This window comes from Variovorax sp. YR566 (genome assembly GCF_051992195.1).
Classification (GTDB): Bacteria; Pseudomonadota; Gammaproteobacteria; order Burkholderiales; family Burkholderiaceae_C; genus Variovorax.
In genome coordinates, this window is record NZ_CP197092.1 from 6,629,688 (window position 1) to 6,655,217 (window position 25,530).

24 protein-coding genes are annotated in these 25,530 nt (G+C 67.8%); 15 read left to right on the plus strand and 9 right to left on the minus strand.

Translation table 11 applies throughout. The features are described from left to right. Positions 1–103: 103 nt before the first annotated feature. From phaP to ACTG4X_RS31095, 6 genes are all read left to right on the plus strand, one after another. On the plus strand, positions 104–598 hold the full coding sequence (gene phaP / locus ACTG4X_RS31070; protein WP_093056706.1) for a TIGR01841 family phasin: 495 nt from the start codon (positions 104–106) through the stop codon (positions 596–598). Between the two features lie 24 nt (positions 599–622). After that, positions 623–1,552, plus strand: a complete 930-nt coding sequence (locus ACTG4X_RS31075; protein WP_440532782.1) for an alpha/beta fold hydrolase — start codon at positions 623–625, stop codon at positions 1,550–1,552. Positions 1,553–1,583: 31 nt separating this feature from the next. Further along, on the plus strand, positions 1,584–2,012 hold the full coding sequence (locus tag ACTG4X_RS31080) for a hypothetical protein (RefSeq protein ID WP_440532783.1): 429 nt from the start codon (positions 1,584–1,586) through the stop codon (positions 2,010–2,012). Further along, positions 2,009–3,082, plus strand: a complete 1,074-nt coding sequence (locus ACTG4X_RS31085; RefSeq protein ID WP_426390514.1) for an alpha/beta fold hydrolase — start codon at positions 2,009–2,011, stop codon at positions 3,080–3,082. The genes ACTG4X_RS31080 and ACTG4X_RS31085 overlap by 4 nt, the downstream gene beginning before the upstream one ends. Next, complete coding sequence (locus ACTG4X_RS31090) at positions 3,079–3,693, plus strand: GNAT family N-acetyltransferase (protein ID WP_093056710.1); 615 nt, start codon at positions 3,079–3,081, stop codon at positions 3,691–3,693. The genes ACTG4X_RS31085 and ACTG4X_RS31090 overlap by 4 nt, the downstream gene beginning before the upstream one ends. Positions 3,694–3,790: 97 nt before the next feature. Then, positions 3,791–5,419, plus strand: coding sequence for a peptide chain release factor 3 (locus tag ACTG4X_RS31095; protein ID WP_093056711.1), 1,629 nt, complete (start codon positions 3,791–3,793; stop codon positions 5,417–5,419). A gap of 7 nt (positions 5,420–5,426) precedes the next feature. Here ACTG4X_RS31095 and ACTG4X_RS31100 read toward each other — a convergent pair whose 3' ends face one another. Genes ACTG4X_RS31100 through ACTG4X_RS31110 form a run of 3 tightly spaced genes read right to left on the minus strand, consistent with a single transcriptional unit; the run spans position 5,427 to position 8,079 of the window. Further along, positions 5,427–6,230 carry an ABC transporter permease gene (locus ACTG4X_RS31100; protein WP_440532784.1) on the minus strand — a complete coding sequence of 268 codons (804 nt, stop codon included), beginning with the start codon at positions 6,228–6,230 and terminating at the stop codon, positions 5,427–5,429. A gap of 5 nt (positions 6,231–6,235) precedes the next feature. After that, positions 6,236–7,087 (minus strand): ABC transporter permease, encoded by an 852-nt coding sequence (locus ACTG4X_RS31105; protein ID WP_093078386.1) that lies wholly within the window; start codon positions 7,085–7,087, stop codon positions 6,236–6,238. Next, positions 7,084–8,079, minus strand: coding sequence for an ABC transporter ATP-binding protein (locus tag ACTG4X_RS31110; protein ID WP_093056714.1), 996 nt, complete (start codon positions 8,077–8,079; stop codon positions 7,084–7,086). Before ACTG4X_RS31110 ends, ACTG4X_RS31105 begins: the two co-directional genes overlap by 4 nt. A 97-nt stretch (positions 8,080–8,176) precedes the next feature. On the opposite strand from ACTG4X_RS31110, the gene ACTG4X_RS31115 reads away from it, so the two are divergent. After that, complete coding sequence (locus tag ACTG4X_RS31115; protein ID WP_440532785.1) at positions 8,177–9,034, plus strand: HAD-IIB family hydrolase; 858 nt, start codon at positions 8,177–8,179, stop codon at positions 9,032–9,034. Positions 9,035–9,087: 53 nt separating this feature from the next. On the opposite strand, the gene ACTG4X_RS31120 is transcribed toward ACTG4X_RS31115, so the two are convergent. Beyond that, positions 9,088–10,299, minus strand: a complete 1,212-nt coding sequence (locus ACTG4X_RS31120; protein ID WP_440532786.1) for a porin — start codon at positions 10,297–10,299, stop codon at positions 9,088–9,090. Positions 10,300–10,488: 189 nt separating this feature from the next. Next, a complete protein-coding gene (locus ACTG4X_RS31125; RefSeq protein ID WP_440532787.1) occupies positions 10,489–11,736 on the minus strand; it encodes an MFS transporter in 1,248 nt (415 codons plus the stop codon). An 88-nt stretch (positions 11,737–11,824) separates the two neighbouring features. On the opposite strand from ACTG4X_RS31125, the gene ACTG4X_RS31130 reads away from it, so the two are divergent. Beyond that, positions 11,825–12,394 (plus strand): TetR/AcrR family transcriptional regulator, encoded by a 570-nt coding sequence (locus ACTG4X_RS31130; RefSeq protein ID WP_307615940.1) that lies wholly within the window; start codon positions 11,825–11,827, stop codon positions 12,392–12,394. Here ACTG4X_RS31130 and ACTG4X_RS31135 read toward each other — a convergent pair. The 4 genes from ACTG4X_RS31135 to ACTG4X_RS31150 all read right to left on the minus strand — a co-directional run bounded on the left by ACTG4X_RS31135 (position 12,381) and on the right by ACTG4X_RS31150 (position 17,192). After that, on the minus strand, positions 12,381–13,364 hold the full coding sequence (locus ACTG4X_RS31135; protein ID WP_440532788.1) for a tripartite tricarboxylate transporter substrate binding protein: 984 nt from the start codon (positions 13,362–13,364) through the stop codon (positions 12,381–12,383). The genes ACTG4X_RS31130 and ACTG4X_RS31135 overlap by 14 nt on opposite strands. 142 nt (positions 13,365–13,506) lie before the next feature. Next, entirely contained in the window at positions 13,507–14,547 is a 1,041-nt protein-coding gene (locus ACTG4X_RS31140) for a histone deacetylase family protein (RefSeq protein ID WP_440532789.1), read from the minus strand. Between the two features lie 36 nt (positions 14,548–14,583). Further along, positions 14,584–15,633, minus strand: a complete 1,050-nt coding sequence (locus tag ACTG4X_RS31145) for an ornithine cyclodeaminase (RefSeq protein ID WP_093056783.1) — start codon at positions 15,631–15,633, stop codon at positions 14,584–14,586. A 149-nt stretch (positions 15,634–15,782) separates the two neighbouring features. Next, positions 15,783–17,192: an aminotransferase-like domain-containing protein gene (locus ACTG4X_RS31150; RefSeq protein ID WP_093056784.1), complete on the minus strand. Its 1,410-nt coding sequence runs from the start codon at positions 17,190–17,192 to the stop codon at positions 15,783–15,785. Positions 17,193–17,362: 170 nt separating this feature from the next. Between ACTG4X_RS31150 and gabT the strand changes: the two genes are divergently transcribed. The 7 genes from gabT to ACTG4X_RS31185 all read left to right on the plus strand — a co-directional run bounded on the left by gabT (position 17,363) and on the right by ACTG4X_RS31185 (position 25,523). Beyond that, a complete protein-coding gene (gene gabT / locus ACTG4X_RS31155; RefSeq protein ID WP_093056721.1) occupies positions 17,363–18,655 on the plus strand; it encodes a 4-aminobutyrate--2-oxoglutarate transaminase in 1,293 nt (430 codons plus the stop codon). Positions 18,656–18,685: 30 nt separating this feature from the next. Next, the gene (locus tag ACTG4X_RS31160) at positions 18,686–19,789 is read left to right on the plus strand and encodes an ABC transporter ATP-binding protein (protein ID WP_440532790.1); all 1,104 of its coding nucleotides are present in this window, start codon (positions 18,686–18,688) and stop codon (positions 19,787–19,789) included. Positions 19,790–19,850: 61 nt separating this feature from the next. Then, the gene (locus ACTG4X_RS31165) at positions 19,851–20,879 is read left to right on the plus strand and encodes an ABC transporter substrate-binding protein (protein ID WP_440532791.1); all 1,029 of its coding nucleotides are present in this window, start codon (positions 19,851–19,853) and stop codon (positions 20,877–20,879) included. A 30-nt stretch (positions 20,880–20,909) separates the two neighbouring features. Beyond that, positions 20,910–22,166 (plus strand): ABC transporter permease, encoded by a 1,257-nt coding sequence (locus ACTG4X_RS31170; protein ID WP_093056724.1) that lies wholly within the window; start codon positions 20,910–20,912, stop codon positions 22,164–22,166. A 34-nt stretch (positions 22,167–22,200) separates the two neighbouring features. Next, entirely contained in the window at positions 22,201–23,019 is an 819-nt protein-coding gene (locus ACTG4X_RS31175; RefSeq protein WP_093056725.1) for an ABC transporter permease, read from the plus strand. Between the two features lie 15 nt (positions 23,020–23,034). Further along, positions 23,035–23,994 carry an agmatinase gene (speB, locus tag ACTG4X_RS31180; RefSeq protein WP_440532792.1) on the plus strand — a complete coding sequence of 320 codons (960 nt, stop codon included), beginning with the start codon at positions 23,035–23,037 and terminating at the stop codon, positions 23,992–23,994. A gap of 50 nt (positions 23,995–24,044) precedes the next feature. Further along, positions 24,045–25,523 (plus strand): NAD-dependent succinate-semialdehyde dehydrogenase, encoded by a 1,479-nt coding sequence (locus tag ACTG4X_RS31185; protein ID WP_426390525.1) that lies wholly within the window; start codon positions 24,045–24,047, stop codon positions 25,521–25,523. Positions 25,524–25,530 lie beyond the last annotated feature (7 nt).

Genomic DNA, 25,530 nt, shown 5'->3' on the forward strand with positions numbered 1-25,530 from the left:
GGCAACCTCCGGTGCATCTGTGCGGCGTATCGTGGCGAGGGACTTTTGCCGCCAGGCTGGTCCCTGCCATCCAACCGTTCACCGTCACAGGAGATTCCGCACCATGGCCACTGCCAAGAAAGCCGCCGCCAAGAAGACCACCGCCAGCAGCAGCACCGCCAGCGCGAAGACGGCGATGCCGACCGCCGCGGACATGCTCAATCCGCTGAAGGGCATGGCCGACAAGCTGCAGAACCTCAACCTGACCGGCGGTGCCGGCAAGCTGCTGGAGAGCGGCCGCAAGGACCTGGCGGCGCTGATGCAGGCCAACGAGAAGTCCTACCAGGGCCTGCAGACCGTCGTGCAGCGGCAGACCGAGATGATCAAGAGCGCGATTGCCGAATGGCAGACCGCCGCCAAGGCAATGCCGGGCAAGGACCCGAAGGAAAACCTGGCCAAGCTCGACGAACTCGGCCGCCAGTCTTTCCAGCGCGCCATCGACGACATCAAGGAGCTGGCCAACCTCGCCGCCAAGTCGCAGGCTGACGCCTTCGACGTGGTGCGCCAGCGCATCCAGGCCAACGTGGACGAAGTGACCAAGCTGCTGCAGCGCAAGTAACAAGAATAAGCCGGGGGTTCACCCATGACCGCAGTCCCGCCCCGCGTCGAGCAGCGCACGCGCGCCAACGGCATCGAGCTCGCCTGGGACAGCTTCGGCGACGCCGGTGCACCGCCGCTGCTGCTGGTCATGGGCCTCGGCGCGCAGATGGTGGCGTGGGACGACGCGTTCTGCGCCCGGCTCGCCGAAGCCGGCGGGCACCGCGTGATCCGCTTCGACAACCGCGACATCGGCCATTCGACGCATCTCTCGCACCTCGGCGTGCCCGACATCCAGGCGCTGATGGCGCAGGCGATGGCGGGCCAGCCGCTGCGAACGCCCTACAACCTGCGCGACATGGCCGCCGACTGCGTCGGGCTGCTCGACGCGCTGGGCATCGCGCGTGCCCACATCGTGGGCGCCTCGATGGGCGGCGCCATCGGGCAGGAGCTGTGCATCCACCACCCGCACCGCATGCTGTCGTTCACCAGCATCATGTCGACCACCGGCGCTCCGGGCCTGCCGCCGCCCACGCCCGAGGCGATGGCCGTGCTGTTCACGCCTTCGCCGACGACCTTCGAGGCCTACCTGCCGCACTACGCCAGGGTGTGGCGCGTGCTGCGCGGCCCGTCTGACTTTCCGCTCGACGAGGCGCGCGACGCCGAAAAGGCCCAGCTCGTGTTCCTGCGCGGCCTCAACCCGGCCGGCGTGGCGCGGCAGCTCGCGGCCATCCTGGCCTCGGGCAACCGCAAGCCCGCACTGCGCGACGTGCGCGTGCCAACGCTGGTGATCCACGGCGACGCCGACCCGCTGGTGCCGGTGGCCTGCGGGGTCGACGTGGCCGATGCCATCCCGGGCGCGCAGCTGCTGCGCATTCCGCGCATGGGCCACGCGCTGCCCATTCCGATGTGGCCGCAGATCGTCGACGCCATTGCCGCGCACACGGCGCACACGGCGCGGCACCCGAGCACCTGAGACAACAACGACAGACAAGGGAGCACCTGCCATGAACCAGTTCTCCCCGCTCGACCCGATGGCGATGTGGCGCGAGCTCACCGCCCAGTGGGAAAAGAGCACCAACGAATTCGCCAACGAGGCCATGGCCTCCGACCCTTTCCGCCAGGGCATGCACGGCGGCATGAACGCCTCGCTCACCGCGCAGAAGGCGCTGGGCGACCTGATGGCGCGCTACCTGACGCTGCTGAACCTGCCCACGCGCGCCGACCTCCAGGTGCTGGGCGAGCAACTGCAGCGCATCGACGACCACCTTGCGCGCATCGCCCGTGCGGTGGAAGGCGGCTCCGGCCCCGCGCCAACCGCGCAAGCTGCTGCACCGAAGCCGCGCCGCACGCGCCAGCCGCCGAGCCCGCCGCCGGCCGCAACAGCGAAGCCGGCCCGCAGCACGCGCAAGCCAGCAGGAAAGCGCCCGGCATGACCACCGCCCTCGATGCCTTCGCCCTGCCCGACATCGGCGCTGAGATCGAGCGCGCGATCCAGCGCAACATCAAGGGCCTGGACTTCCTCACCTCGGCCACGCCCACCGTCGGCCAGACGCCGAAGGACGAGATCCACCGGCGCGGCACGCTGAGCCTGTACCACTACCGCCCGATGGTCGACGAGATCTACCGCGTGCCGGTGCTGATCGTCATGGCAACCACCAACCGCGGCTACATCCTCGACCTCGCTCCGGGCCAGAGCATGGTCGAGCACCTGCTGCTGCAGGGCTACGACGTCTACATGATGGACTGGAACGCGCCGCGCCCCGACGAGAAGCGCCTGCGCATCGAAGACTACGTGCTCGACTTCATCCCCGATTCGCTGCGGCGCGTGCAGGAACGCTCGGGCGAGGAAGACGTCACACTCATCGGTTACTGCATGGGCGGCGTGCTCTCCACGCTCTATGCGGCGCTGCACCCCGGCGGGCCGATGAAGAACCTTGCGCTCTTCACCACGCCGATCGACTTCAGCCACATGAAGATGTTCCATGCGTGGTCGGACAAGCGCTACTTCGACGTCGACCGGCTGGTCGACACCGTGGGCAACGTGCCGCCCGAGATGCTGTTCGCCTCCTTCGACATGCTGCGCCCGGCGGGCCGCAGCGCTGGCGTGGTGCAGCTGTGGGACAACATGGACAACGACGAGTTCGTCAAGTCGTACCGCATGTTCGATCGCTGGGGCACCGAGATGCTGCCGCTGGCCGGCGAGTATTTCCGCCAGACCGTTAAGGAACTCATGTGGGGCAACAAGCTGCACAAGGGCGAACTGACGCTCGGCGGGCGCAAGGTGCTGCTGAAGAACATCAAGGTGCCGGTGCTGCACGCGCTCGCGCAGCACGACCACATCGTTCCGTATGAAGCGGGGCAGCCGCTGATTGCCGGCATCGGCTCGGCCGACAAGGAAGAAGTGGTGCTCAAGGGCGGCCACGTCAGCCTTGCCGCCGGCCCCAACGCAGTGCGCAGGCTGTGGCCCAAACTCGACGAATGGCTTGGAGTGCGATCGACATGACCATCACCGCCGTTTCCGATTCCTTTTCGCGGACCTATCCGCGCACCGTGACGAGCAGCGAAGGCAACATCGTCCTGCGCCTGATGACCGCGGACGACGCTGCGGCCGTGCTGGCCTTCGCGCAGGCACTGCCCGCGCACGACCTGCTCTTTTTGCCGCGCGACATCACCCAGCCCAAGGTGATGAACGCCTGGGTGCGTGCCATCGAGCGCGGCGACATCGACAGCGTGCTCGCGGTGCGCGAAGCCGCGGTACTTGGCTGCGCGGCGGTGATCCGCGATCCGCACTCGTGGTCCAGTCACGTCGCCGAGCTGCGCGTGCTGGCCGCGCCCGAGCAGCGCGGCAGCGGCCTGGGCCAGCGGCTCGCGCGCGAGGCCTGCTCGCTGGCCATCGAGCGCGGAGCGGAAAAGCTCGTCGCCCGCATGACCGTCGACCAGCGCAGCGCCATCGCCGTCTTCCAGGCCCTGGGCTTTCGCCCCGAGGCGCTGCTGAGCAAGCACGTGAAGGACTGGCAGGGCGTGACGCACGACCTCGTGGTGCTGAGCCACGACGTGGCGCGGTTCGAGGCGCAGATGCGGGCGTATGGGATGAACGAAGCGCTCGGAGCCTGAAAGAAGCAGGCGTCTGCGGGGGTGCTTTGCCAGGGCCGGACGGGGCGCAAACCGCCGCCCTTCTAAAATCGCGGCATTCCCCCGCAGATTGCCCACCTTGTCTTTTGTTGCCGAAACCCGCCGCCGCCGCACCTTCGCGATCATTTCCCACCCTGACGCCGGCAAGACCACGCTGACCGAAAAGCTGCTGCTTTTCTCCGGCGCGATCCAGATCGCCGGCTCGGTGAAGGCGCGCAAGGCCTCGCGCCATGCCACCTCCGACTGGATGGAAATCGAAAAGCAGCGCGGCATCTCGGTGGCCTCGTCGGTCATGCAGATGCTGTATCGCGACCACGTCATCAACCTGCTCGACACGCCCGGCCACAAGGACTTCTCGGAAGACACCTACCGCGTGCTCACCGCCGTCGACTCGGCGCTGATGGTGATCGACGCGGCCAACGGCGTGGAAGCGCAGACGCGGCGGCTGATCGAAGTCTGCCGCCAGCGCGACACGCCCATCATCACTTTCGTCAACAAGATGGACCGCGAAGTGCGCGAGCCGCTGGACATCCTCGACGAGGTGGAGCGCGAGCTCGGCATGCCCTGCGTGCCCATGACCTGGCCCGTAGGCCAGGGCAAGACCTTCCGCGGGATCATGAACCTGCGCACGCAGGCGATGACGGTGTTCGAGTCGGGCAGCGAACGTCTGCCGCAGGACTTCGAGACCATCCCGCTGAGCGAGCGCGACACGCTCACCAAGCGCTTCGGCGCCGACTTCGAGACCGCCATGGACAGCATGGAGCTGGCCACCGGCGCATCGCCCACCTGGGACCGCGAAGCCTTCCTGGCCGGCAAGCAGACACCCGTGTTCTTCGGCTCCGGCGTGAACAACTTCGGCGTGATGGAAGTGCTCGACGCGCTGGTCGACCTTGCGCCATCGCCGCAGTCGCGCACCAGCACCACCATGGTCAACCGCCAGCCGGTGGTGAAGGAGATCCAGCCCGAGGACAAGGACTTCGCGGGCGTGGTCTTCAAGGTGCAGGCCAACATGGACGCAAACCACCGCGACCGCATCGCCTTCGTGCGCATGGCCTCGGGCAAGTACACGCCGGGCATGAAGCTCAAGGTGCAGCGCACCTCGAAGGAACTGCGCCCCACCAGCGTGGTGACCTTCATGAGCCAGCGCCGCGAGGCGGTGGAAGAGGCCTACGCGGGCGACATCGTGGGCTTTACCACCCACGGCGGCGTGCAGCTGGGCGACACCATCACCGACGGCGCGAGCCTGCAGTTCACCGGGCTGCCGTTCTTCGCGCCCGAGCTGTTCATGACCGTGATCCTGAAGAACCCGCTGCGCACCAAGCAGCTGCAGCAGGGCCTGGCACAGCTCGGCGAGGAAGGTGCGATCCAGGTGTTCCGCCCCGAGGTCGGCGGCCCGATGCTGCTGGGCGCGGTCGGCCAACTGCAGTTCGAAGTGGTGCAGCACCGCCTGAAGGCCGAGTACGACGCCGACGTGCGGCTCGAAGGTTGCCAGTACACCGGTGCGCGCTGGATCACGGCTGACACGCCGGCCGAGCTGCGCGAGTTCGTCAACGCATACCCGGTGCGCATGGCCAAGGACGCGGCCGATACGCTGGCCTTCCTGTGCACCTCGCCGTACGACGTGCGGCTGGCGCAGGAGCGATTTCCGAAGATCCACTTTCATCCGCTGCGGGAGCATGCGGGGTTGGCGCTGCAGAGCGCCGGTTGATGGCGCGCTAGCTGCCGGTCGAAGCGTAGTGGCGCAACCCGAAGCGCCAAGCCCCGAACGCCGCCGCGAGAAACACGAATCCCGCGAGCGGCGACACCATGCCCACCCACCCGGGCGACCCCAGCGGATCGGCCTTGCCCAGAATTGCCAGCACCGGGTAATAAGCCACGCAGGCCAGCGGCACGATGAAGGTCAGCACGCGGCGGAACCACTGCGCATACAGCGCCAACGGATACTGCGCCGCCTGCACGCCGCCATAAGTCAGCACATTGGCGATCTCCAGGCTCTCGACGGTCCAGAACGACAGCGTGCCCTGCAGCACCAGGATGCCGAGGAACAGCGCGACGCCGCCGGCAACGGCGAACAGGGCGATCGCCACCGTGGCCGGAGTCCATGCGATGGCCGCCTGATGCGTGGCGAACACGATCACCGCCACACCCTGCAGCAAGCGCCCTGCGCGGCTGATGCGGAAGTCATTGCCCATCAGTTGCAGCGCGAGCGAACGCGGGCGCAACAGCAGGCGGTCGAAGGCGCCTGTGCGCAGGAACTCCGTGCCGAGCACGTCGAAGCCGCGGCCCAGCGCATCGGCCAGCGCGAACATGCAGTTCACCAGCCCGTAGAACAGCGCCACCTCGCCGATGTGCCAGCCCTGCACGTCGCCGAAGCGATGGAACAGCGCCCAGACGGCGATCACCTCGATGCCGGAACCGAGGAACTGGCCGACGGTCAGCATCAGCGCCGAGGCCGGATAGCGCGCCTGTCCGCCGAGGGACGCGCCGACCAAGCGGAAGAAAAGCGGAAGCGATCCCATCGCGTTCACCCGCCCTGCACCTGCAGGCCGCGCATGGTGCGGCCCATGGCGAAATGGCCGAAGGCCACGAGCACCGCGATCCAGAAAGCCTGCAGCCCCAAGCCGCCGACGGCCTGCCACCCCTGCAGCTGCCCGAAGTACAGGCGAGCCGGAATGTCCATCAAACCGGCCAGCGGCTGGATCAGCAGCGCGGTCTGCCAGCCATCGGGCAGCATCGCTAGCGGCAACAGGTTGCCCGAGAGCACGATGACCACCGGCGTGGCCACCGCGCTGATGCCGCGTTCGTTGAGCGCGGCGGTGGCGGCCACATTCAGAAGCATCACCATCGACGTCGAAAGCAGCAGTGCGAGCACGGCCGACAGCATGAATGCGAGCCCCGCCGCCACGCCCGCCGGCAGTTGCCATGCCCACTCGCCGAGGCCGGCCAGCGGCAGCACGACCATCGCGAACGCAGCCATCAGCGCCACACGCGGCAGCACGCGCGCGGCGATCCAGCCGGCGCTGCGCGCGAACCACAGCGCATAGGCATCGACGGGCCGCAGCCGGTCGTAGGCGACGGCGCCGGTCCGCACCGCCTGCCCCACTTCCGGATCGCCCAGCCAGGGCAGCAGCACGAGCAGCCCCTGCGCGAGCCACGTGTATGTGATGGCCTGCGCGAGCGACATCGAGTTGCTCGCACCCGTGGTGGCCGCGTGGCCGTAGAAGGCCGCGAACACCATCACCTTGATGCCGCCCCACCAGCACTGCGTGGCGAAGCCGGCGAGCGCGGCGGTGCGGTACTGCAGCATCTGCAGGAAGCGCGACGCGAAGGCCGCGAAGTAGGGCCTCGCAAGATCGCGCGGGCTGGTCGCCGTCATGCCTCGGCCGCTCCATGCATGGCATAGAAGCGCGCGATAACGGCTTCGATCGCCAGCCCTTCGAGGCGGATGTCTTCCACCGCATGCGCAGCGGCGATGCGCGCGATCAGCGCGGGCGCGGCGGTCTGCGCCGGGTCGAAGTCGAGCACCAGTGTCTGTCCGTCGCGCGAATGCACGCGTGCGCCGGCCACTTCCACGGGCAGCTCGGCGTCCTGCGCAAAGTCGACCACCAGCCGGCGCTCGGCCATCACCTGCGCGCGCAGCGCCTCCACCGGGCTGTCGGCCAGCACGCGGCCATGGCCGATGACGATCACGCGCCGGGCCAGCGCCTCGATGTCATGCATGTCGTGCGTGGTCAGCAGCACGGTGGTACCGCGCTCGCGGTTGGCGCGGCGCACGAAGTCGCGCACGGCGAGTTTCGACGGCGCGTCGAGACCGATGGTCGGCTCGTCGAGAAAAAGAATGTCGGGTTCGTGCAACAGCGCCGCAGCAATTTCTGCGCGCATGCGCTGGCCCAGCGAGAGCTGGCGCACCGGCTGGTCGAGCACACGCTCCAGATGCAGCAGCGCGACCAGCTCGTCGCGCGTGCGGCGATAACGCACCGGGTCCACGCGGTAGATGTCGCGCAGCAGGTCGAAGCCGTCGCCCACGGGCAGGTCCCACCACAACTGCGTGCGCTGGCCGAAGACCACTCCGATGCGCGCCACGTGGCGCTCGCGGTCTGCAAACGGGTCGCGCCCGTCGATTTCCACGCGCCCGCCGTCGGGCCGCAGGATGCCCGAGAGGATCTTGATCGTGGTCGACTTGCCCGCGCCGTTCGGCCCGATGAAGCCGAGCAACTCGCCGCGCTCGAGCGAGAACGAGACGCCCGACAGCGCCTCCACCGTGCGATGGCGGCGCTGCACGAGCCCGCGCAGCGCGCCCATCACGCCAGGGTCGCGCTCGGAGATTCGGTAGGTCTTGCGGAGGTGGTCGACGAGGATGTGAGGCATGAAGGGCGCCGCGCCGGCCTCGATGGCGCGGCGGGGGCGGGATGCTACACGAAGAAGGCACAAGTACGATCACCGACTCCCCCCAACATTCCTCGCCATGCCCTCGCTGCCCGCCTCGCCCCACCACCTGTTGCCGCTGACCCGCTGGGAGGCGACGGCACGCAGCGCGCTCGTCGGCGTCTTCACCGACATCGACGACACGCTGACCCACGACGGCGCGATCACGCCCGATGCGCTGCAGGCGCTGGGCGATCTCAAGGCCGCGGGGCTGTCGGTGGTGGCGATCACCGGCCGGCCGGTGGGCTGGAGCCTGCCCTTCGTCAATGCCTGGCCCGTCGATGCCATCGTGGCGGAGAACGGCGCAGTGGCGCTGCTGCCCGCGGCCGGCGGCCGGGTCTGGAAACGCTACCAGCAGGATGCGACCACCCGCGCCGCCAACTTCGCGCGCATGCAGACCGTGCTGGCGCGCATCGAGCGCGAATTTCCGGGCGTCGGGCGCGCCACCGATTCGCCGGGGCGCGAGACCGACATCGCCATCGACCACAGCGAGTTCGTGCAACTCGGCGACGCCACCATCGCGCAGGTGGTGGCGCTGATGCGCGGCGAGGGCATGCACGCAACCGTGAGCAGCATCCACGTCAACGGCTGGTACGGCGACAACGACAAGCTCGAAGGCGCGCGCTGGATCGTGCGCGAACTGTGGGGCCGCACGCTCGACGACGAAATGGACCGCTGGGCCTACGTGGGCGACTCCACCAACGACCAGCTGATGTTTCGCACCTTCGCGCACAGCATCGGCGTGGCGAACGTCGCGCGCTTCGTACCGCAGCTGGAGCACCTGCCGCGCTATGTGACGCAGGGCGAGCGCGGCGCGGGTTTTGCCGAGGCGGCGCGCGCCGTGCTGTCGGCACGAATGCAACAAGGAAATAAAAAAAGCCCGCACGAGGCGGGCTAAAAGGATCGGTCTGAAGACCCTTGGAGAAAACTCGAGAGGACTGACTACCCGGCTCAGAACGCGTGGCGAATGCCGAACTCGTAGCCCATCGACGACTTGGGCTGCAGCGCGGCCCGGTTGAACGCGACGACATACGACGGGCCGGCGCCGACCGTGTTGCCCGCGCCGTTCTTGTTGCTGACGCGCGCGATCGTGCCGTAGAGCGCGGTGCGCTTCGACAGGTTGTGCACGTAGCCCAGCGCGAGCTTGTTGGACTTCGGATCGGGGGCGTTCACGACGCCGAGAACCGGCACGCGGTTGAAGTCGTACTTGACCTGCGAGTACGAAGCACGGATCTGGCCCGGGCCGATCGGCACGGTCACGCCGATCAGGTAGCCGGTCAGGTCCACGTCCGGCACACGGGTGAAGACATTCAGCGGGTCGCGCTGGTCCTTCGAACGCGAGTACTCGCCGAACAGCTTGGCCACGCCGAAGTCGTAGGTTGCGCCGAGGTTGAAGGTCTTGATCTTGCCCGGGCGTGCCACGGCCGCGGCGCCAGTGCCGGTCGTGAAGCTCGTGTCGTTCTGCGCATAGCTGGCGGCCACGTCGAGCGGGCCGGCTGCATAGCCGACGCGCCCGCCAATGTGGCGGCCGGTGTTGGTCTTGTCGGCGCCGGCCACGGAGTCCGGCGAAGTGCGGGTGAGTTCATGCAGGCTGTAGCCCACGTTGCCGTAGAAGCCACCCAGGTTGCGCGGCAGGAAGTACTGCACCATGTTGCCGGCGCGCTTGTACGTGCTGTTGCTGCCGTAGCCGGTGCCCGACACGCTGGTTTCGTTGGCGTCGATGATCAGCGAGCCGCCGATGCCGGTGTCGGCGAACGGATCGAACTGCTCTTCGTTCAGCACGGTGGCGGTCTTGTCACGGCCGAGGCGGATCTCGCCGAAGCTGCCGGCAAGGCTCACCGTCGAGCGGCGGCTGAAGTTGCTGAGGCCAGTGGCGCCGTCGTCGTTGGTGATCGGGGACTCGAGCCAGAAGCTGGCCGACAGGCCGCCGCCCAGATCTTCCACGCCGCGGAAGCCGAGGCGGCTGGAGTTCAGGCCCGAATTGGCCAGTTCGGTGCGGCTGGCCTTCACGCTGTAGAAGGGGCCGAAGGGGTTCGTCGACTCGCTCTTGTTCGATACGTTGCGGTAGGCGGCGTCGACCACGCCGAACAGCGTTACGGTCGATTGCGCCGACGCGGCACCACAAGCCGCAAGGGCGGCCAGAACAAGCAAGGATTTTTTCATTCGTATCACTCCAGGATGGGGAATTCGTCGCTCCGTATCGGGCGCGACAGTTAAGAAGTCCGGGCTTTGGCGCCACAGGACTGCATCCGAGTGTTTCTTCGCTAGAAGACGAATGAATTACATAGGGTTAACGCTTGATTGACGAAGGGGTACCGCACTTGACATGTGTGCGCTGCGCGCCCATGCGCGTCAATGCGCGCCACGGCGCAACACCGACCACTGGTTCCAGACGCCGAATGCAGCGATCAACAGCAGCACCGCCGCATAGCCTTCCGTCGTGTTCAGCAACCCCAGCGGCGCCACCAGGAAGCCCGCCAGCATCGCGGGCAGGCTGAACGCGAGATAGCTCACGACGAAGATCGCCGCGAACAGTTCGCCGCGCTCGTGCGATTGCGCCAGTGGCGCCAGCGTTTGCACCAGCGCCGAGAACGCGCCGCCGAAGCCGATGCCGGCCACCGCGGTGCCAACGAAGAACAGCGCGAGCGAACGAGTGGCAAGCGAAGCGAGCAGCAGCCCCAGCCCGACCGCGATGCTGGCCATGCCGAGGATGGCTGGACGAGGTGCAGCGAAGCGGCCGAGCAACGTAGGCGCGATCGCGCCCATACCGGAGAGCACCGCCACCGTGAGTCCGTTGACCACGCCGTTGTCGATGCCGAAAACATGCAGCATCAACGACGGCGCGAGCGACAGATACAACCCGCCGAGCGCCCACACCACGACGAACACCGGCAGCCCGCGCACGAACTCGGCCCGTGCGCGCACAGGAATCGACACGCGCGGCACCAGCGAGGCCAGCGCACCGGCGCGCGGCGTGACGGTTTCGGGCATCCACAGCACCACCGCCGCACCCAGCGCGAACACCGCGGCCAGCACGCCGAAAACCAGCATCACCGGCTGAACCGAGAACTTCACCGCCACACCCGTCAGCAACGCGCCCAACGCCAGGCCGGCCAGCGGAGACACGCTCGTGATCAGCGCCCCCAGCCGCTTGCGCGAAGCCGGCGCAGCCTCGACCACCGCCGCGCTCAGCGCGCCGCTAGCGATGCCCGTGGCCACGCCCTGCACCACACGAGCGACGATCAGCCCGCCGATGCCGTGCGCCAGCAGGAAGAGCCCCATTGCCACCGCCTGCAGCACCAGCGCCGCCAGCACCACGGGCCGCCGGCCGATGTGGTCAGACAGCGAACCCGCCACCAGCAGCGAGATCAGCAACGCAATCGCATAGATCGCAAAAGCCACCGTGAGCAGCGATGACGAGAAGTGCCAGGCGTGCTGGAACACCACGAACAGCGGCGACGGTGCAGCCGCCGCGAAGAAGAAGGCGAACAGCACGGCGGCCAGCAACGGAAAAGCCGCGCGTGCCGGCAGGCGCCAGGGCTTGGCGCGGGCGGCGAGGTCGGAGGTGCTGACCGCAAGGTCGGGGCAGGTGGATGGCATGGCGAATCCTTAACGCAACTTTTTTTGCTTTTGTGATTCTAGACCTGGGAATCAACTAAAGCAAATATCTTTGCGTTAAAGTCCAGCCATGAACGACATCGCCCTTCCCCACAAACGTCCCGGTGGCCGCAGCGCGCAGGTGCAGGCGCTGGTGCGCACCGCCCTCGAAGAACTCGTGGCCGAACAAGGGCGGGAGCGTGTGACGGTGCCGGCAGTGGCCGAGCGCGCGGGCGTCAGCGCCTCCAGCATCTACCGCCGCTGGGGCGATCTGCAGGGGTTATTGGCGGAGACGGCCACCCACCGGCTGGACCCGAACCGCCCGCTGCCAGACACCGGCGCGCTACGGGCCGACCTCGAAGCCTGGGCGCGCGAACTCATCGAGCACCTGGCCAAGCCGTGCAACACCTCGCTGCTGAAAGCCGCGGCCGCGCTGGCCAACGGGGATTCGGACACCGACTGCCTGCGCAACCGCCGCAAGGAGGCGCTGACGCTGGTCGAGCAGGCACGCGCCCGCGGAGAGCGCGCGCCGGAGCCGCAGCAGGTGATCGATCACCTGATTGCGCCGATCGTGTTTCGCCTTGTGTTTGGAGCGGACCCGGTGAAGCCGGAGTTGGCGGCGCGGCTGGTGGACGAGCTGTTCGTGCTCAGTTCGTCTTGACTTCCTTCGCCAACCCCAGCTTGTCGATGATCACCTTCTCCCGCACCACCGTCTCCTGCGCAAACTTGGTGTACGTCGCCGAGCTCATGTAGTTCGGCAGCATGTCGTAGCGCCCGAGCGCGGTCACGTAGCTCGGCTCTTCCATCGCCTGCTTGAACGCGTCGTGCAGCTTCTTCACCACCTCGGGCGGCGTGCCCTTGGGCGCGCCGATGCCGAAGGGCGAGTTCTGCACCACGTCGTAGCCCAGCTCCTTCAGCGTGGGCGCGTCGGGGAACTTGGCCAGGCGCTTCTCGCCCCAGGTGTTCAGCACGCGCAGCTTGCCGGCCTCGACCTGCGGCGCGAAGCCGGTGCTGTCGGCGGCGGCCATCAGCTGGCCGCTGACCACCGCGAGCATCAGGTCGGCGCTGCCCTTGTAGGGCACGTGCTGCAGCTCGATGCCAGCCTTCTGCGCGACGATCTCGGTCGTCAGGTGCGGGCTGGTCAGCGTGCCGGTGGAGCCGTAGGTGAGCTTGCCGGGGTTGGCCTTGGCGTAGGCAACGAAGTCGGCCCAGGTCTTGAAGGGGCTGTTGGCCGGCACGACGATGCCGAAGGCGTAGCCCGTGACGTTGATGACGTACGTGATGTCCTTCAGCGGGTCCCAGTTGATCTTGGTGGTGTAGCCCAGGCGGAACACGCCGAGCGGGATCTGCGCGATGGTGTAGCCGTCGGGCTGCGAGGTCTGCAGCGCCTGCGCGGGCAGCGTGCCGCCCGCGCCGGGCTTGTTGTCGATGATCACCGGCTGGCCGAGGATCTTGCTCGCGTTCTCCGCAAGCTGGCGCATGGTGATGTCGGTCGGGCCGCCGGCCGGGAAGGCGATCACCAGCTTGATGGGCTTGGCGGGAAAGCCCTGCGCGAACGCCGCCATCGGGGAAACGAGGCCGCAAGCGGCAAGCGCGGCGGCGGCGCGGAGAAATGTGGTGCGGCGGAGCATGGCTGACTGGATCCTGACTTTGAAAGCGCCGATTGGGCCCCGCCCCGTTGGGGAAGGCAATCGGGGCTCCCCTGATTTCCCGGGGAAAACAGGGCCATTCGCGGCATCCGAGTCGCCTGCGCGTCAGCGCGGCACGTGCTGGCTACGCCTGCCCGAAACCTTCGAGCACGTTCACCGCATTCACCCCCACTTCGGCCACCGCATAGCCGCCCTCGAACACGAACACCGTCGGCAGTCCCGCGCGCGCCAGGTCTTCGCCCATGCGCAGGTAGTCGTCGCTCTTGAGCTTGAAGCCCGAGATCGGATCGCCCTCGAAGGTATCGACGCCGAGCGAGACCACGAGCGCGCCGGCCTTCACCGCCGCGATGCGCTCGAGCGCGGTCTTCAGCGCCGCGCGCCAGGCCGCGAAGTCCGTGCCGCGCGGCAGCGGCAGGTTGTGGTTGAAGCCCTCGCCCTGCCCCGCGCCGCGCTCGTCGGCATGGCCCAGGTAATACGGGTAGTCGGTCAGCGGGTCGCCGTGCAGGCTCGCGAAGTGCACGTCGCTGCGCTCATAGAAGATGGCCTGCGTGCCGTTGCCGTGGTGGTAGTCCACGTCGAGCACGGCCACGCGTTCGACGCCCGCGTCGCGCAGCGCCTGCGCAGCGACGGCGGCGTTGTTGAGGAAGCAGTAGCCGCCGAAGAAGTCGGCGCCGGCATGGTGGCCCGGCGGCCGCGAGAGCGAGAAGGCCGCGCGCTCGCCGCCAATGACGCGCTGCGCCGCGGTCCACGCACAGGCCGCGCCGTGCCGCGCCGCCGCCCAGCTGCCTGCCATCAGCGGCGTGCCCGCATCGAACGAGAACAGCCCCATGCGCGCCGGAAAGCTCTTCGGCAGCACGTCGGTGCGCATGCCGCGCGTGGGCCAGTACGAAGGCAGCGCATCACGCGAGACGTTGGTCGGGTCCAGCGCGACCCACTCTTCCCATGCATGCGCGATGAAGTCCAGGTAGCGCGGTGCATGCACCTTGGCCAGCAGCGCCTCGTCGAATGCATCGGGTGCCTGCAGCGTGCCGAAGCCCCTGCGCTCCAGCTCATGCTTCACATGATCGACGCGGGCGGGCACCTCGAAGCACGGCACGAGTTCGCCGCGGAACATCTCGACTTTGCCCTGGTGAAGAACGTGCTGGTCGTTGTAGATGGTGAGCATGGAGAAAAGCAGGATCGGCGGTGGTGAAGCCGCCCATCATGCCGCACGCCGCAGCACCGCCCGGCGCCGGCCCGAGGCCGTGAGGCCGAACAGGTCCTTCGGGTCGTCGAGCTCGGGCACCAGTGCAATCTGCTGGCCGATGCCGCGCTCCGTGGCAAGGCGCTGGATGTAGCGCAGCGCCGTGTAGTCCTCCAGCGCGAAGCCCACCGAATCGAACAGCGTGACCTGCGCAGGGGTTTCGCGGCCGGGCACTTCGCCGAGCAGCACGCGCCACAGCTCGTGCACCGGAAAGTCGGCGGGCATCTGCTGGATCTCGCCCTCGACGCGGGTCTGCGGCTCGTACTCGACGAACACGCGCGCCTTGCGCAGCACGTCGGGGTGCAGCTCGGTCTTGCCGGGCGAATCGCCGCCCACGGCGTTGATGTGCATGCCCGGCTCGATCATGTCGGGCGTGAGCACGGTCGCGCGCCCCTGGCAGGCGGTAACGGTGGTGACGATGTCGGCGCCGCGCACCGCATCGGCCACGGAGTGCGCGCGCACGATGTCCAGCGACGTGCAGGCCGACAGGTGGCGCACCAGCTTGTCGGTGGCGTGCGGGTCGGTGTCGAACACGCGCACTTCTTCGATGCCCAATAGCGCATGAAAAGCCAGCGCCTGGAACTCGCTCTGCGAGCCGTTGCCGATCAGCGCGAGGCTGCGCGAATCGGGCCGCGCCAAGGCCTGCGCCGCCATCGCCGAGGTAGCAGCCGTGCGCAACGCGGTGGTGAGCGTAAGTTCTGACAGCAGCACCGGATAGCCCGTATCGACTTCCGCCAGCACGCCGAAAGCCATGACTGTCGGCAGCCCGACCTGCGTGTTGTGCGGATGCCCGTTGACGTACTTGAAGGCATAGGCGCCGTCGTCGGCCACGGGCATCAGCTCGATCACGCCCAGGTGCGAATGGCTGGCCACGCGCGCCTTCTTGTCGAACTCGCGCCACCGCAGGAAGTCGTCGCGCAGCGCATCGGCCAGCGCGGTGAGGAACTGGGGAATGCCTGTCTCGTCCACCAGGCGGACCAGGCTGTGAACATCGATGAAGCGGGTCATGGCGCGGCTCCTTGCGTAGCCCCCGGCACGGCGCTTCATCCCCTCACATGTTCACTCCACCATGGCTGATTCAGGATGCGCCTGCGCCAAGGGTTCGAGCCATTGTGCGCCTGCTTGCTGGCCTTTGCGAGCCCCGGCCCTGCCAACCGTCAGTCGTGCCTGTGCTCTTCGATGTTGCGCTCAAGAAAGCGCCACAGCCGCTCGTCTTCGCTGAAGGCCACGTTGAACCGGAGCCAGCCGGTGGGATGCGGGTTGACCAGGAACAGCTGGCCCGGGCCGAGCATGATTCCCTCCGCCGCGGCGCGCCGCGAAAGCTCGGCGCTGTCGGCAATGTCCGGGTGCCGGGCCCACAGGTACATGCCGGCCGCGGCTTCATGGAACAGCTCGAAGCCAAGCCCGTCCAGCCGCCTCGCGACGCTGCCTTGCGCCTGCGCGAGCCTGTCGCGCAGGGCCTTGAGATGCTTGCGCCAGCGGCCGTCGGTCACGGTGCCGAAGGCCAGGCGCTCGGTGATGTCGGACGAGGTGAGGCCCGAAACCATCTTGAGCTGCGCCAGTTCTTCGAGCAGCTCCGGCTGGGCAACGACGTAGCCGACGCGGATGTTCGGCGAGATGGTCTTCGAATAGCTACCCACGTAGACCACGCGGCGCAGCTGCCCCAGGCTGGCGAGCGAGGGGCGCATCGATGCGTCCATCTCGGCGTAGATGTCGTTCTCTACCAGCGTGAAGTCGTGCGTCTGGGCCAGCTGGAGCAGTTGCACCAGTTGCGGCAGCGAGGCCATCGAGCAGGTCGGGCTCTGCAGCCGGGGCTGGGTGAAGAAGGCCTTGGGCCGGTGCACCGCGAGCAGCGCCTCGAGCGCGGGCATGTCGTAGCCCGTTGGGGTGCGCGGCACGCCGATGATCTCCACGCCCAGGAAGCGCAGCATGAACATCAGGTTCGGATAGCCCGGGTCGTCCACCAGCACCGAATCACCCGGCTTCAGCAGGCGGCGCGCGACCAGGTCCAGCGCCTGGCTGGACCCCTGGGTCAGCAGGACCTGCGCGGCCTCGACCACGATCTGCTGCTCCGACAGCGCCTCGGCCGTTGCCATGCGCAGCGCCATGTGGCCGAAGGGCAGGCCGTAGCCGCCGATGTCGGTGCCTTCGGAGGCCAGGTGGCGCAGGCTGCGGCGCATGCCGTCCTCGAACAGCCAGTCGTGCGGCAGCCAGCCGCAGCCGGGCTTGAGCGGGAGGTTGCGGTTCTCGAAGATCTGCTGCAGATACCAGCGGGCGTCGAAGCGGGGGTCCGGGCGGGGCACGCTGGCCGCACCGGCGGCGCTGTCTTCGCTGCGCCGCTTGACGAAGAAGCCCGCGTTGGCGCGCGAGACCAGCAGGCCCTGCGCCACCAGCCGGTCGTAGGCCTCGACCACCGTGAAGACACTGACGCCGTGGGCCGCGGCAAAGGCGCGGATCGACGGCAGCTTGCTGTCGGCCTTGAGCTTCTGGGCGCCGATCAGTCCGCGCAGCCCTTCCACGATCTGGCTTACCAGCGGCGTCGGCTGTTCGGGGCGAAGAATGAGCATCGGGGGTGTCTCCGGCAGTCCGGCCTGCACCATATTGAGGAAAGTATGTACAGGATACAAGACCAGTACAGTCTTCCGGGCGATCACTTCCGGTGTACATGGCTGGATCGAATCGCGCGACCTAGAGTGCCGGGATTCCTTCTTCACAGCACCAAAGCACAGGTCGTACCATGCAACGCGAACCCCACCTCAGCAACGCCGCCCTCATGGCCCGCCGCAACGCGGCCGTCGCCCGCGGCGTCGGCCAGGCCCATGAAATCTTCGTCAGCCGGGCCGCCAACGCCGAACTGTGGGACGTCGAGGGCCGCCGCTACATCGACTTCGCCGGCGGCATCGCGGTGCTCAACACCGGCCACTGCCACCCGGAGATCAGCGCCGCCGTCAAGGCGCAGGTAGATCTTTATTCGCACACCTGCTTCCAGGTGGTGGCCTACGAGCCCTATGTGGAGCTGGCCGAGCGCCTGAATGCACTGGCACCGGGCGCGTTCGCGAAGAAGTCGATCTTCCTGAGCACCGGCGCCGAGGCGGTGGAGAACGCCGTCAAGATCGCCCGCGCCCACACCCGGCGCCCCGGCGTCATTGCCTTCACCGGCGGCTACCACGGCCGCACGATGATGACGCTCGGCCTCACCGGCAAGGTGGCTCCCTACAAGATCGGCTTCGGCCCCTTCCCGGGCGAGGTGTTCCATGCGCTGTACCCGAATGCGCTGCACGGCGTGAGCGTGGACGATGCACTGCATTCGGTCGAGCTGCTGTTCAAGAACGACATCGAGCCCGAGCGCGTGGCGGCCTTCATCCTGGAGCCGGTGCAGGGCGAGGGCGGCTTCTACGTGGCGCCCAACGACTTCGTCGAAGGCCTGCGCGCGCTGGCGGACCGCCACGGCATCCTGATCATTGCCGACGAGGTGCAGACCGGCGCGGGCCGCACCGGCACCTGGTTCGCCAGCGAGCAGTGGCCCGTGGCACCCGACCTGATCACCACCGCCAAGTCGATGGCGGGCGGCTTCCCCATCTCCGGCGTGGTGGGCCGCGCCGAGGTAATGGACGCCCCCGCGCCCGGCGGTCTGGGCGGCACCTATGCCGGCAGCCCCATCGGCTGCGCCGCGGCGCTCGCGGTGCTGAAAGTGTTCGACGACGAGCAACTGCTGGCGCGCAGCCGGGCGCTGGGCGAGCGGCTCACGGCCGGCCTGCGCCGCATCGCGGCCGACGTGCCTGCCATCGGCGACGTGCGCGGGCTCGGCGCCATGGTGGCCGTCGAGCTGTTCGAGCAGGGCGACACGTCGCGCCCCGATGCCGCGCTGACCCGCAAGGTGGTCGCGGAGGCGGCGCGGCGCGGGTTAATCCTGCTGTCATGCGGCACCTACGGCAATGTAATTCGCGTACTGGTGCCGCTCACGGCATCCGACTTGCTTGTGGACGAAGGCCTGGCGCTTCTCGCGGACAGCTTCGCCGCACTGCGCTGATCGACAGATCCTTTCCTTAATTCCTCCTCCATGACAGCAGAACCCTTGGTGCGCTTCCAGCGCGTCCAGAAGACCTACGACGGCGAACACCTGGTGGTGCGCCAGCTCGATCTGGACATTCACCGTGGCGAGTTCCTGAGCCTGCTCGGGCCTTCGGGGTCGGGCAAGACCACCACGCTGATGATGCTGGCGGGCTTCGAATCGCCGACCTCGGGCGAGATCCTGCTCGACGGCAAGCAGATCACCGGCACGCCGCCGCACAAGCGGAACTTCGGCATGGTCTTCCAGAACTACGCGCTGTTCCCGCACCTGAGCGTGGGCCAGAACGTGGCCTATCCGCTGACGGTGCGCAAGGTGCCCAAGGACGAGCAGCAGCGCCGCGTTCAGCGCGCGCTCGACATGGTGCAGCTGCGCGGCATGACCGACCGCCTGCCCGGCCAGCTCTCGGGCGGCCAGCAGCAGCGCGTGGCGCTGGCGCGCGCGCTGGTGTTCGAGCCCCAGCTCGTGCTGATGGACGAGCCGCTCGGCGCGCTCGACAAGCAACTGCGCGAGCACATGCAGATCGAGCTCAAGGACCTGCACCGCCAGCTGGGCGTGACCTTCGTCTACGTGACGCACGACCAGGGCGAGGCGCTCACCATGAGCGACCGCGTGGCGGTGTTCAACGAAGGCGTGATCCAGCAGCTGGACACGGTCGACCGGCTGTACGAGACGCCTTCCAACCGCTTCGTGGCCGGCTTCGTCGGCGACAACACCGTGCTCAAGGGCCAGCTGGGCCAACAGGGCCGCAGTGGCGAGCATGCAGAAATGAAGCTGCCCGACGGCCGCGTGCTGCACGGGCTCAACGTCAGCGGCGCTGCCGCGGGCGCGACCGTCGAGGCCTGCATCCGCCCCGAGCGGGTGGTGCTGCACCGCAGTCCGCCCGCGCCGCGCGCCAACATGCTCGCCGCCCAGGTGGCGCGCGTCATCTACTTCGGCGACCACCTGCGGCTGCTGTGCAGCGTCGGCGGCGACCAGGCCGAAGCCACCGTGAAGCTGCCGCTGAACGGCCTCGAAGGTGCCGCCGCGCCGCAGGCCGGCGAAGCGGTGGTGCTCGAATTTCCGATGGCGCATGCGCGCATCTATGCCTCCTGAATCCGGCTTGTTGTTCCCTCGTTTCCTTTCTTTGCTTTCATCACCCAGGAAGACTTCCACCATGAAAAAGACTCTCCTCACCTGCACCGTCGCCGCCAGCTTCGCACTGCCGGCCTTTGCCCAGCAGCAGCTCACCGTGGTCAACTTCGGCGGCGCCAACGCCAATGCGCAGAAGAAGGCCTACTACGAGCCCTTCGAGAAGACCGGCACCAAGATCATTCCGGTCGAATACAACGGCGAGCAGGCCAAGATCAAGGCCATGGTCGAGACGAAGAAGGTCACCTGGGACGTGGTCGAGGTCGAGTCGCCCGACGCGGCGCGCGGCTGCGACGAGGGCCTGTTCGAGAAGCTCGACTATTCCAAGATCGGCAGCAAGGCAGACTTCCTGCCGGCCGCCGTCACCGACTGCGGCGTGGGCCTGTTCGTGTGGTCGACCGTGATGGCCTACAACGGCGAGAAGCTCAAGACCGCGCCCAGCAGCTGGGCCGATTTCTGGGATGTGAAGAAGATCCCCGGCAAGCGCGGCATGCGCAAGGGCGCGCGCTACAACCTCGAGTTCGCGCTCATGGCCGACGGCGTGAAGCCGGCTGATGTCTACAAGGTGCTCGGCACCAAGGAAGGCGCCGACCGCGCATTCAAGAAGCTCACCGAACTCAAGCCGAACATCCAGTGGTGGGAGGCCGGCGCGCAGCCGCCGCAGTTCCTGGTGGCCGGCGACGTGGTGCTGACCACCGTCTACAACGGCCGCATCGACGCCGCCAACCGCGAAGGCCGCGACCTCAAGATCTACTGGCCGGGCGGCATCTACGACCTCGACTACCTGGTGATCCCGAAGGGCGCACCGAACAAGGAAGCCTCGCTGAAGTACATCCAGTTCGCGATGCAACCGGCCAACCAGGCGGTCTATGCCCAGAACATCGCCTACGGCCCCACCAACACCAAGGCGCTGACTTCGCTGAGCAGCAAGGTGCTGGCCGACCTGCCGACCTCGTCGACCAACGCCAAGGATGCGCTGCAGTTCAACGTCGGCTTCTGGGCCGACCAGGGCGAGGCGCTCGAGAAGCGCTTCGCATCCTGGGCCACGCAGTAAACGGGCAAACGAGCGAGCGCGAAAGAGTCCATGCACGCGGCAACGTCTGTCCCCCTGGTTCCAGCAGAAGCGCCGCCCGGCGAACTGCGGCGTGCGCTGGCGCGCGCCGAAGCCCGCCGGAAGTGGCGCGCGTTTGCGCTCACGGTGCCGCTGCTGGTGTTTCTGCTGCTGACTCTGCTGGTGCCCATCGTGGCGCTGCTGCAGCGTGCGGTAGAAAACCCCGAGGTGGCCAACGCGCTGCCGCGCACCGTGCGCGCGCTCGACGGCTGGAACCGCAAGGAGGCGCCCGCGCCGGCGGCCTTTGCAGCCATCGCGGCCGATCTCGCCCAGCTGCCCGACAGCTCCGACGCGGGCGCCCTGGCGCGCCGCCTCAACACCGAGATCGCCGGCGCCCGCTCGCTGGTGATGGGCACCTTCCGTGCGCTGCCGATCGCCGGCACGCCGGAAGAGGTCAAGGCGCGCATGCTGGAGCTCGACCCGCGCTGGGGCGAGGCGCCGTACTGGCAGGCGATTGCCAAGAACGGCTCGCGCTGGACGCCCGACTACCTGCTCGCCTCGGTCGACCTGCGGCGCGACGTGGCCGGCGAGGTCGAGCGCATGCCCGCCGACCAGCGCGCCTTTGCCGGCATCCTGCTGCGCACCTTCCAGATCAGCGCCGTCGTCACCTTCTTCTGCCTGCTGCTGGCCTATCCGCTGGCGTGGTGGCTGTCGACGCTGCCCGCGCGCAAGGCCAACGTGCTGATGATCCTGGTGCTGGTGCCGTTCTGGACTTCCATCCTGGTGCGCGTAGCGGCCTGGATCGTGCTGCTGCAGTCCGAGGGGCTGGTCAACCGGGGCCTCATGGGCATCGGCCTGATCGACCATCCGCTGGCGCTGCTGTTCAACCGCACCGGCGTGATCATCGCGATGGTGCACATCCTGCTGCCCTTCATGATCCTGCCGCTGTACAGCGTCATGAAGAGCGTGCCGCCCACCTACCTGCGCGCGGCCGTCTCGCTGGGCAGCTCGCCGCTGGCGGCCTTCTTCCGCGTTTACGTGCCGCAGACCTACCCGGGCATCGGCGCCGGCGCGCTGCTGGTCTTCATCCTGGCGATCGGCTACTACGTGACACCGGCGCTGCTCGGCGGCGCGGACGACCAGATGCTGAGCTACTACATCGCGCGCTACACCAACGTCGAAATCAACTGGGGCATGGCGTGCGCGCTGGGCTCCGTACTGCTGGTCGCCACGCTGATTCTGTATGCCGTGTACCGCCGCATCGGCAAGGCCGAGCTGAGCCTCGGATGAGCAGCACGAAAAGCCGCACGAAAGACAGACAAGCATGTTGAAGCTTCCCCAATTCCCGGCCTATGCCACCTTCGCCGACAAGCTCGGCTGGTGGCTGGTGCGCGGCGGCTGTGTCGCGGTGCTGGCCTTCCTGCTGGCGCCGATCCTGGTGGTGATTCCGCTGTCGTTCTCCGACAGTTCGTTCCTGGCCTACCCGATTCCCGGCTGGTCGCTGCGGTGGTATCGCAACCTCTTCGAATCGCCCGAGTGGGCACGCGCGGCGCGCAACAGTTTCATCGTCGCGCCGGCCGCCACGGTGCTGGCCACCGTGCTGGGCACGCTGGCGGCAGTGGGGTTGTCGCGCACGAGCTTCGCCTTCAAGGGCCTGCTCATGAGCGTGCTGATCTCGCCGATGGTGGTGCCGATCGTGGTGGTGGGCGTCGCCACGTATCTCTACTTCGCGCCCATCGGACTGGCCGACACCTACTTCGGGCTGATCGTGGTGCATGCGGCGCTGGGCGCGCCCTTCGTGCTGACCACCGTGCTCGCCACGCTGGCCGGCTTCAACCAGAACCTGGTGCGCGCATCGCTGAGCCTGGGCGAGACACCGTTCAGGACCTTCATGCGCGTCACGCTGCCGGTGATTGCGCCGGGCGTGATCTCGGGCGCGCTGTTCGCCTTTGCCACTTCGTTCGACGAAGTGGTGGTCACGCTGTTCCTCGCGGGGCCGGACCAGGTCACGCTGCCGCGCCAGATGTTCACGGGCATCCGCGAGAACATCTCGCCCACCATCGCCGCCGTGGCGACGCTGCTGATCATCTTCACCACCACGCTGCTGCTTGCGCTCGAATGGCTGCGCGGCCGGCGGCGCTGAACCCGCACACGCACGATGCCCACCAACACAACACCCAACCAGCCGCTGGGCGGCAACACGATGCCGCGCTTCGCCGGCCCCGGCACGATGATGCGGCTGCCCGCTGCAACGTCTCCGGCAGGGCTGGACGCGGCGTTCATCGGCGTGCCGCTGGACATCGGCACTTCCAACCGGCCGGGCGCGCGCTTCGGACCGCGCCAGATCCGTGCGGAGTCGGCATTGCTGCGGCCCTACAACATGGCCACCGGCGCGGCGCCTTTCGACAAGCTGAACGTGGCCGACCTGGGCGACGTGCCGATCAACACCTATTCGCTCGAAAAATCGATCGACATCATCTCGGACTTCTACGACACGGTGCTGGCCGCCGGCTGCGCGCCGCTGACGCTGGGCGGCGACCACACCATCGCGTTGCCGATCCTGCGCGCATTGGCGCGCAAACATGGCCCGGTGGCGCTGGTGCATGTGGATGCGCATGCGGACGTGAACGACGACATGTTCGGCGAGCGCATCGCGCACGGCACACCGTTCCGGCGCGCCGTCGAAGAGGGCCTGCTGGCTTGCGACAAGGTCTGGCAGATCGGCCTGCGCGGCACCGGCTATGCGGCGGACGATTTCGACTGGCCGCGCGAACAGGGCTTCACAGTGGTGCAGGCGCACGAGGTCTGGTACCAGTCGCTGGCGCCGCTGATGGCGCAGGTGCGCGAGCGCATCGGGCCGACGCATCCGGTGTACATCAGCTTCGACATCGACGGCATCGATCCTTCGTTCGCCGGCGGCACGGGCACGCCGGAGATCGGTGGGCTCACCGTGCCTCAGGCGCTGGAAATCGTGCGCGGCTGCCGCGGGCTGAACGTGGTGGGCGCCGACCTGGTAGAGGTCAGCCCGCCGTACGACACGAGCGGAAACACTGCGCTGCTCGGGGCCAATCTGCTTTACGAAATGCTCTGCGTGCTTCCGGGCGTACCTTTTCGCTGACACCGGGTGCTTGCACCGGCTACTCACTTCTTTAGAGACAACACGACACCATGGACACGAAGACATCTCCCCTCGCGCTGCTGAACGACCCGACCCTGCTCAAGACCGATGCGCTGATCGCAGGCGAGTGGATTGCGGGCGCGAGCCGCTTCGACGTGAACGACCCGGCCACCGGCCGGAAGCTGGTCGACGTGGCCAACCTCACGCGCACAGACGCCGCGCACGCCATCGCTGCCGCCAACAAGGCGCTCGCCGCCTGGCGCGGCAAGACCGGCAAGGAGCGCAGCATCGTGCTGCGCAAGTGGTTCGACCTGCTGATCGCCAACACCGAAGACCTGGGCCGCCTGATGACCGCCGAGCAGGGCAAGCCTTTTGCCGAAGCCAAGGGCGAGGTTGCCTACGGCGCGAGCTTCATCGAGTGGTTTGCCGAGGAAGCCAAGCGCGTGAACGGCGAGGTGCTGCCGCAGTTCGACAACAACCGCCGCCTGCTGGTGATGAAGCAGCCCATCGGCGTGTGCGCGGCGATCACGCCGTGGAATTTTCCGCTGGCCATGATCACCCGCAAGGTGGCGCCGGCACTGGCCGCGGGCTGCACGGTCGTCATCAAGCCGGCCGAACTCACGCCGCTGACCGCGCTGGCCGCTGCGGAGCTGGCCGTGCGGGCCGGCATTCCGGCGGGCGTGCTCAACGTGCTCACGGCCGACAGCCAGAACAGCATCGCGATCGGCAAGGAGCTGTGCGAGAGCGACGTCGTGCGCCACCTGAGCTTCACGGGCTCCACCGAAGTGGGCCGCATCCTGATGAGCCAGTGCGCGCCGACGGTCAAGAAGCTGTCGCTGGAGCTGGGCGGCAACGCGCCTTTCCTGGTGTTCGACGATGCGGATGTGGATTCGGCTGTCGAAGGCGCCATCGCGAGCAAGTACCGCAACGCCGGCCAGACCTGCGTGTGCGCGAACCGGCTGTATGTGCAGGAAGGCATCTATGACGCCTTCGTCGAGAAGTTCGCGGCCAAGGTGAAGGCACTCAAGGTCGGCAACGGCTTCGAGGACGGCGTGATGCAGGGCCCGCTGATCGAGGATGCGGCCATCGACAAGGTGCAGCGCCATGTAGCCGACGCCATCGCCAAGGGCGGCAAGGTGCTGGCGGGCGGCCACAGGATGCAGGGCCAGTTCTTCGAGCCGACCGTGATTGCCGAAGCCACCCCCGACATGCTGTGCGCACGCGAAGAAACCTTCGGCCCCTTCGCGCCCGTGTTCCGCTTCAAGACCGAGCAGGACGGCATCGACGCGGCAAACAACACCGAGTTCGGCCTCGCGAGCTACTTCTACACACGCGACGTGGGCCGGATCTTTCGCGTGGCGGAAGCGCTGGAATACGGCATGGTCGGCATCAACGCCGGCGTGATCGCCACCGAGCACGTGCCCTTCGGCGGCGTGAAGCAGTCGGGCCTGGGGCGCGAAGGCTCGCACCACGGCATGGACGACTACGTGGAGATCAAGTACCTCTGCCTGGGCGATATCCAGAAATAAGAGGAGG